The following is a 7723-nucleotide window of genomic DNA, read 5'->3' as shown; positions in this document are numbered from 1 at the left end:
GTGCTCGCGAGCCTGGCACAAGCGGTGCAGGCGCGCCGAAGCTCGGCAAAAACCTGATGGCCCTGCTCTGGCGCGGCCCGCCCACCGTCAACCTCGCCTTGCAAGGCGGTGGTGCCCACGGCGCCTTCACCTGGGGCGTGCTCGATGCCTTGCTGGAAGACGGGCGCCTGCGTTTCGAAGGGGTGAGCGGCACCAGTGCCGGTGCCATGAACGCGGTGGTGCTGGCGCAAGGCTTGATGCAGGGCGGCCCCGACGGCGCACGCGCCGCGCTGCGCACCTTCTGGACCGCCGTGGCGGGCAGTGCGCCGTTCGAGGTGGCGGTGCCCAGCCCGGACGGCAAAAACCTGGAGCTGGCGCCCGCCATGCGGCTCATGCTGCAGTGGACCCACTACTTTTCACCCGAACAGCTCAACCCCTTCGATCTCAATCCGCTGCGCGACATTCTGTTGAAGCAGCTGGACTTTGAGCGCCTGCGCACACACAGCCCGCTCAAGCTGTTCATCGCCACCACCAACGCCAACACCGGCAAGCTGCGCCTGTTTCGCACGCCCGAACTCACACCCGACGCGGTGCTGGCCTCGGCCTGCCTGCCCACCATGCACCGCAGCGTGGTGATCGACGGCGAGCCCTATTGGGACGGCGGTTATGCCGCCAACCCGGCGGTGTTCCCGCTGTTTCACGAATGCGGCGCGCGCGACATCTTGCTGGTGATGCTGGCCCCGCTCAAACACAGCGCCACGCCGCAGTCGGCCAAAGACATCCAGAACCGCATGATGGAGTTGGCCTTCAACAATACTTTTTTGCGCGAAATGCGCATGTTTGCCCACCTGCGCGACAGTGTCGGGCGCCACGCGTGGTGGAACCGAGGCGTGCTCGAGCGGCGGCTCACGGGTACCCACTTCCATGTGGTGGAAGCCGGTGAAGTCATGCGCGAACTCGGTACCGAGAGCAAGGCGGCGGCCAGCATGCGCTTTTTCGACATGTTGTTTGCCCTGGGCCGCGAGCACGGCAAGGCATGGCTATTGGCCCACCACGGCGACGTGGGCCGACGCAGCAGCGTCGATCTGGGCCAGTTGTTCTACTGAACGCCTGCCAGCGGTAGGGCCGCGCGGGCAGGCGGCGCCCGGTGCCGCGCAGGCGCCGGGCAGATTTCCGTCAGCGCGGTTTGCGCGGCGTCATCGGGCCGCGGCCTTCGATGTGGCGGAAGTTGATGCGGCCCTTGGTCAGGTCGTAAGGCGAGAGCTCCAGAGACACCCGGTCACCCGCCAGGATGCGGATGTGGTTCTTCTTCATCTTGCCCGCCGAATAGGCGATCAACTGGTGTCCGTTGTCCAACGTCACGCGAAAACGCGTGTCGGGCAGCACCTCGTTGACGATGCCCATCATGTCGATCAGTTCTTCTTTGGCCATGCTCAGTTCCTTGTTTCAATCAGGTTCGTATTCGGGCAGATCGAGCGGGCCGCCTGCGGCGCCGTCGCTCCGGTAGCTCCACGCACCCAGTCGATGCCTTGCGCCAAGGCGTAGTCGGCCGCAGCAGCGTGGGTGGAAAACTCGTCCACAAAACGCATCACGCGCGCGGTGGATGCGCTACCGCAGCCGCTGGCAATGGACACGTGGGCAGAAAACCGGCCGCCGGGCAATGCTCTGGGGTTGGCAGCGATGCGGTATTTTCCAAGGGTGAAGGGAGAAAGTCTCGTTGTATCGGTATGAATCATCAAAAACATCAATGGGCGAGGCCCCGCAGCAACAGCCGCAAGACCGGAAACGCCCGAAAAACAAAGTGGCAGCCCCAAGCGCCGGGGTGTCCTACCGAATCGCCCGACAAGTGCCCGCAGTGGACCAGTGTCGAGGCACAAACCACAGCAGAGGGTTCGTGCATCAGGAGGGATATAAAGCCACCGGAAGGTCGGGATTGGATCCGAGACTGGGGTGGCGCGCTTTAGAGGGGCTGGACCGACCAGCCCCTCTGCCAGGGGCTGGACCATGCAAGCGGTCAAGCCTGAACAGGGTCGGTCGCCAAAAGCGATCCCGAATTATACCGCAATGCGAAAAATCGTGCTTGAGGTGGACGCTGTAGCGCACCAAGCCCGACAAAGACCGCGCGGATGGTAGGTGCACGCAGCGGCGCCGAACAAGGCGGCGCGCGCTTATTTCCGGTCCGGCAACTCGATCTTGACTTCCAGCACTTCGAGGTTGTCCTGGCGTTCCAGCTGCACCTTGATGTCGTCCTGGTTGATCTTGACGTATTTGCTGATCACCGCCATGAGCTCGCGCTGCAACGCGGGCAGGTAGTCGGGCTCGGCGGCGTTGCGTCCGCTGCGCTCGTGCGCCAGGATGATTTGCAGGCGTTCCTTGGCGACGCTGGCGGTTTTCTTTTTTTCGCCCAGAAAGAAGGAAAGAAACGACATGGACTTATTTCCTCCCGAACACGCGCTTGAAGAAACCGGCTTTTTCAGCGTCGATGAAGCGCAACGGCTTTTCGGCACCCAGGAAGCGGTCGATCACGTCCAGATAGGCCTCGGCCACATCGGTGCCCTTGAGGTGCACGGCGGGTGTGCCCTGGTTGGAGGCGGTGAGCACGCTGTCGCTTTCGGGGATCACACCGATCAGCTTGATGCGCAGGATGTCCTGGATGTCTTCCAGCGACAGCATCTGGCCTTCTTGCACACGGTTGGGGTTGTAACGCGTGATGAGCAAGTGTTCCTTGATCGGATCCTTGCCTTCGATGGCGCGCTTGGTTTTGCTGCCCAGCATGCCCAGGATGCGGTCGGAATCGCGCACGCTGGACACTTCGGGGTTGGTGACGATGAGGGCTTCGTCGGCGAAGTACATGGCCATCAGCGCACCGGTCTCGATGCCGGCGGGTGAGTCGCAGACGATGTATTCGAAGTCCATCGCGGCAAGGTCGTTCAAGACCTTTTCGACACCGTCCTGGCTCAGCGCGTCCTTGTCGCGGGTCTGGCTGGCCGCCAGCACATACAGGTTGTCGCACTGTTTGTCTTTGATCAGCGCCTGGTTCAGGTTGGCTTCGCCCTGGATGACGTTGATCAGGTCGTAGACCACGCGGCGTTCGCAACCCATGATCAGGTCGAGGTTGCGCAAGCCCACGTCAAAGTCGATCACCGCGGTCTTGTGACCGCGCAGGGCCAGGCCGGTGGCAAAGCTGGCGCTGGTGGTGGTTTTGCCAACCCCGCCTTTGCCCGAAGTAACGACGACGATTTTGCTCATGGAGTGGGTGCTTTCAAGGTCTGAATAGGAAATGGCTGGCTCAATGGCCCAGCGCTTCGATGACGAGTTTGTCGCCCTCGGGGCCGGCCACCAGGCGCACCTGGGCTGGCAAGCCCTGGATTTCCTTGGGCAAGGCGGTTTCGCTGGTGCGGTAGATGCCGGCGATGGAAATGAGTTCGGCCGCCATGCCCAAGGCGAAAATGCGCGCGTCGCCATTGCCACGGGCACCCGCAATGGCTTTGCCACGCAGCGGCGCATACACGTGGATATGCCCATCGGCGATGACTTCGGCACCGGGGTTGACCATGGCCATGACCACCAGGTCGCGGCCACGCGCGTAGACCTGTTGACCCGAACGCAGGGGTTTGTCGATGATCAAGGCACCGGGCGCAGGGGCGGGTGGCGCTTCGACCGCCGGGACCTGGGGCGGGCTGGTGGCGGGGTCGGCTTCGGGGGATCTGGCCGGGCGCTGTACGGTGGCGTCTGCCGCCGACATCAAACCCGCGGCCAGGGCCTGCGCCATTTGTTCGGCATTGCCGCCCCGAACGGCCAGGGGATTGAGCCGGTAACTGCGCAGCAAGGCCGTGAGTGCCACAAAATCGGGCACCGGCACCGCATCCAGGGCTTGCAAGGGCGTGAGATCGATGACCAGCGGATCGTGGTCAAAAAAATCCGGCATATCGCCAAAGCGTTGGGCAAATTCTTCGCCCAGGCGCTCCAGATGGTCGGATTTGAGTAACAAGGCCACCAGAGGCAGGTTGGCGCTCTTGATCTCAAACGTGGTGGGCGCGTTTCCTGTGAGGGCTACAGACATGGATGGGCTGGCTCTGTCCGGGTCGAACCGGTAAATCCGCGCGGGCCGACAAGGCACGCATCACAGCCGGGCATCTTACCAGCCGGGTCACCCGCGCTTTGCATCCAGATGTGAGGTGGCCACGGTAGCCACCAGTTCCTCACAAGGCTGTGTATAACTTTTTAACAACCTCGATGTTATCCACAGATTTTTTCTTTTGTCCGATCTGTCCCCAATCGTGTCTTTGGGCAAGAGCCTGGTCTGCACATGGTTTTAAAGTCGCCAAGTGCTTGATTTGTATAAAGAAAAGTGGCTTGTACACAGAAATTGCCGTTCTTCTACTACTGCTACTAATTTATATATAAGAAGTTATAGAAGAAGAAAGCACAGCCCAAACGGTGGAAAACCGACCCAGCCCGTTCTCTTTCCCCATCTCAACGCCGCCATTTGTGCAGCAGGGATGGGTGCATACCCAAAAAAAAACGAGGCCGTTCACACGGCCTCGTTGCAGGAAGTGGGGAAAATTCAGCTGCGTGCTGCGGGTGTGGTTTCACGATCCATGTGGGGGTGGTCTTTGCCACCCATGTGCCCATGGCCTTTGTGGCCGTGGCCCATGCGGTGCTCACCCTTCATCCCTGCCCGGTGAAAGCCCATGCGCTGGTTGTCAAAGGTTTTTTGCTGTTCGGGCTTGAGAGCCGCGTAAAAGCTCTTGATAGCGTCGCTGCGCTTGGCCATTTCGCCGTCGCGTTCGGCTTTCAGAGCCGCCATTTTGTCCAGACGCTCGGGGGTGGTCAGTTTGGACCAGGCTTCGCGGTCGATCGGGGTGCGCTTGCTCATGTCGGGCTGCATGCGCGCCACGAAGGCGTTCCAGGCCGGCTCCTGGTCGGCGCTGAGCTGCAGTTCGGTCTTCAGCTTGGCCTGGTGTTCGGCCATGCGTTTTTCCATGCGCTGGGCGCGTTGGGCATGGCGGGCCAGCTTGTCGGCGCCGGGTTGGGCGTTGGCGCCGTCGGCGGCGCGTTGGCTGGTGTGTGGCTTGTGCATGTCGGGCTCCGTGCCGTTCATGCCCTGGGCGATGGCTGTGGCTGACACACCGATGAAGGCGGTGGCGATGGCGGCTGCGATGATGGCGCGGGGGGTCGAGAATTTCATGGTCACTCCTGGGTGGTTGGGGAAAAATTTCCAGTGCATCGGGGTTCTGAGGGTTTGCTGCTGGAATGGACCCAGTGTGGAAGTGCGGTGTTTCTCGTCTGTGCCGCTTTGCAGCCGTTGTGTAAAGATTTGTTCCGCTTTATGCCGGCAAAAATCCCTACCGACCGGTTCAGGGATGGGCCAGATCGTCCAGAATCGGGCAGTCGGGTCGTTCGTCGCCGGGGCAATGGCTGAGCAAACTGTCCAGTGTGCGTTGCATGGCCTGCATGGCCACGATGCGCTCGGCCAGTTCGTCCATGTGTTTTTGAGCCACGCGTTTCACGCTGGCGCTGCTGCGCCGGCGGTTGTGCCACAGGCCGACCAGTTCGGCGATGGCATCCAGGCTAAAACCCATGTCGCGCGCGCGGCGGATGAATCGCAGGGTGTGCACGTCCGACAAGCTGTACTGGCGGTAGTTGCTGTCGGTGCGGGTCACCGCACCGAGCAGTTCCAGCGACTCGTAGTGGCGCAACATCTTGGGTGAAATGCCACTGAGCTCGGCGGCTTTGCCAATGCCGATGGGCCAGGCATCCTGCATTGGCAGTTCGGGCTCGGTCTGAGTGGCGGTGCGGGCCCGGGTCGGGCTGCCGCCACGGTGGGCCTGTGTCTTGTTCATGCGGCGACGGTGTAGCCTTCTTCCCGAATGGCGTGCGCAATGCGGTCGTGGTCCTGATCCGATTGCACCTCGACCCGGTCCTGGCTGCGGTCGATTTGAACGATGGCCTTGGGGTCCAGTGTTTTGATGGCGGCCAAGACCGCTTTTTCACAGTGGCCACAGGTCATGCCTTGAACATGGAAAGTCTGGTTCATGGTGTTTCTCCAAAAGTTGTTGAAGCTATTTTGAACCTTGACACCATGGGAAGGTCAAGTTGCATTGCAAGCGTTAACAAATCCACCATCCCAGCTTGACCTTCCCATTATTGGAAAGCTTATGCTGAGCCTATGAACACCGCCGTATCCCATTCCTTCCCAGAATCCAGCGCATCGCCTTCAACGGATGGTGGCCATTTCGACCTGGGCATTGGCGGCATGACCTGCGCGTCCTGTGTGTCCCGGGTTGAACGCGCCTTGAAAAAACAGCCTGGGGTGACGGCCGCTGCCGTGAATCTGGCGACCGAATCGGCGCGCATCACCATGGCGGATGCGGGCGATGCGCGCAACCAGGCGCTGATGCGCCGCGCCGTGCGCGATGCCGGCTACGAACCCAGGTCGATGGAGGCGATGGACGAAGAAGAGCCCCAATGGATGGGGATTCCGCGCGATTTTCTGCCGGTGCTGGCGGGCATCGTGCTCTCAGCGCCCTTGGTGTTGCCCATGTTGGGCGACTTGTGGAACCAGCACTGGATGTTGCCGGCCTGGCTGCAGTTTGCACTGGCCACGCCGGTGCAGTTCGTGCTGGGTGCGCGCTTTTACAAGGCCGGCTGGCACGCGCTCAAGGCCTATACCGGCAACATGGAATTGCTGGTGGCCATTGGCACCAGTGCGGGTTGGGCTTTGTCCACCTGGCTGTGGTGGAAAGCCGCCCCGGGCGAGATGGCGCATTTGTACTTTGAAGGTTCGGCGGTGGTGATCACGCTGGTGATGCTGGGCAAATGGCTGGAGCTGCGCGCCAAGCGGCAAACCACCTCGGCCATCCGTGCCCTGCACGCCTTGCGACCCGAACGCGCGCACCTGGTGCCCGACGGTGTTCGGCGCACAGAAGAAACCGATGTGCCGGTGGAAGAACTGTTGCCCGGCGATGTGGTGACGGTGCGGCCCGGTGAACGTTTTCCGGCCGACGGCACGGTGCAACAAGGCAGTACCCAGGCCGACGAATCCATGCTGACCGGGGAAGCCATGCCCGTGCCCAAAGAGGCGGGCGATGGTGTCACCGGTGGATCGCTCAACGGCGAAGGCGCGGTGCAGGTGGTGGTGCGCGCGGTGGGTGCACAAAGCGTGCTCGCCCGCATCATCGGCCTGGTGCAGGACGCACAGGCGGGCAAGGCGCCGGTGCAACGCATGGTGGACCAGGTGGCGGCGGTGTTTGTGCCGGTGGTGTTGCTGATCGCCATCGCCACCCTGGTGGTCTGGCTGTGGCTGCAAGCACCGTTGGAAGTGGCTCTGCTGCACGCGGTTTCGGTGCTGGTGATCGCCTGCCCCTGTGCCTTGGGACTGGCCACGCCGGCGGCCATCATGGCCGGCACCGGTGTGGCGGCCCGGCACGGGATTTTGATCAAGGACGCGCAGGCGCTGGAAATCGCGCACAAGGTGGACACGGTGGCTTTTGACAAGACCGGCACCTTGACGCAAGGCCACCCCCGTCTGCTGCTGATCGACACCCTGCCCGGGGTTGACGAATCCGCCGCCTTGGAAACCGCCGCAGCCTTGCAGGCACAAAGCGCACACCCCTTGGCGGTGGCGGTGATGGACGCGGTGCGCAGCACCGGCATGGACATGGCCCAGCTGCCCGTGGCCCAGGACGTGCAGGCCGTGGCGGGGCGGGGCAGCAGGGGTTCGGTCAAAGGGGCGATGCTG

General features: G+C 62.3%; 10 protein-coding genes. 2 read left to right on the top strand and 8 right to left on the bottom strand.

Annotation, left to right across the window (positions count from 1 at the left end):
* Positions 1–56 precede the first annotated feature (56 nt).
* Positions 57–1085, top strand: a complete 1029-nt coding sequence (locus ABYB95_RS12645; protein ID WP_372658914.1) for a patatin-like phospholipase family protein — start codon at positions 57–59, stop codon at positions 1083–1085.
* A 70-nt stretch (positions 1086–1155) separates the two neighbouring features.
* On the opposite strand, the gene infA is transcribed toward ABYB95_RS12645, so the two are convergent.
* From infA to ABYB95_RS12605, 8 genes are all read right to left on the bottom strand, one after another.
* Positions 1156–1410: a translation initiation factor IF-1 gene (gene infA / locus ABYB95_RS12640; RefSeq protein WP_204735405.1), complete on the bottom strand. Its 255-nt coding sequence runs from the start codon at positions 1408–1410 to the stop codon at positions 1156–1158.
* Positions 1411–1412: 2 nt separating this feature from the next.
* Positions 1413–1613, bottom strand: coding sequence for a hypothetical protein (locus ABYB95_RS12635; protein ID WP_372658912.1), 201 nt, complete (start codon positions 1611–1613; stop codon positions 1413–1415).
* Positions 1614–2147: 534 nt separating this feature from the next.
* Positions 2148–2408 (bottom strand): cell division topological specificity factor MinE, encoded by a 261-nt coding sequence (gene minE / locus ABYB95_RS12630; protein WP_372658911.1) that lies wholly within the window; start codon positions 2406–2408, stop codon positions 2148–2150.
* A gap of 4 nt (positions 2409–2412) precedes the next feature.
* The gene (gene minD, locus ABYB95_RS12625; protein WP_372658910.1) at positions 2413–3228 is read right to left on the bottom strand and encodes a septum site-determining protein MinD; all 816 of its coding nucleotides are present in this window, start codon (positions 3226–3228) and stop codon (positions 2413–2415) included.
* A gap of 40 nt (positions 3229–3268) precedes the next feature.
* The gene (minC, locus tag ABYB95_RS12620) at positions 3269–4042 is read right to left on the bottom strand and encodes a septum site-determining protein MinC (RefSeq protein WP_372658909.1); all 774 of its coding nucleotides are present in this window, start codon (positions 4040–4042) and stop codon (positions 3269–3271) included.
* Positions 4043–4546: 504 nt separating this feature from the next.
* Positions 4547–5170 carry a Spy/CpxP family protein refolding chaperone gene (locus tag ABYB95_RS12615; protein WP_372658908.1) on the bottom strand — a complete coding sequence of 208 codons (624 nt, stop codon included), beginning with the start codon at positions 5168–5170 and terminating at the stop codon, positions 4547–4549.
* 169 nt (positions 5171–5339) lie between these two features.
* A complete protein-coding gene (gene cueR / locus ABYB95_RS12610; RefSeq protein WP_372658913.1) occupies positions 5340–5747 on the bottom strand; it encodes a Cu(I)-responsive transcriptional regulator in 408 nt (135 codons plus the stop codon).
* Between the two features lie 74 nt (positions 5748–5821).
* Positions 5822–6019, bottom strand: a complete 198-nt coding sequence (locus tag ABYB95_RS12605; RefSeq protein ID WP_372658907.1) for a heavy-metal-associated domain-containing protein — start codon at positions 6017–6019, stop codon at positions 5822–5824.
* 132 nt (positions 6020–6151) lie between these two features.
* Between ABYB95_RS12605 and ABYB95_RS12600 the strand changes: the two genes are divergently transcribed.
* Positions 6152–7723 (top strand): heavy metal translocating P-type ATPase (locus ABYB95_RS12600; RefSeq protein ID WP_372658906.1); only part of this gene is annotated, 1572 nt, incomplete at its 3' end.

The organism is Hydrogenophaga sp. (assembly GCF_041633695.1).
Taxonomy (GTDB): domain Bacteria; phylum Pseudomonadota; class Gammaproteobacteria; order Burkholderiales; family Burkholderiaceae_C; genus Hydrogenophaga.
The sequence above is the reverse complement of the archived record's forward strand: the minus strand, read 5'-3'. Positions and strand labels throughout refer to the sequence as shown.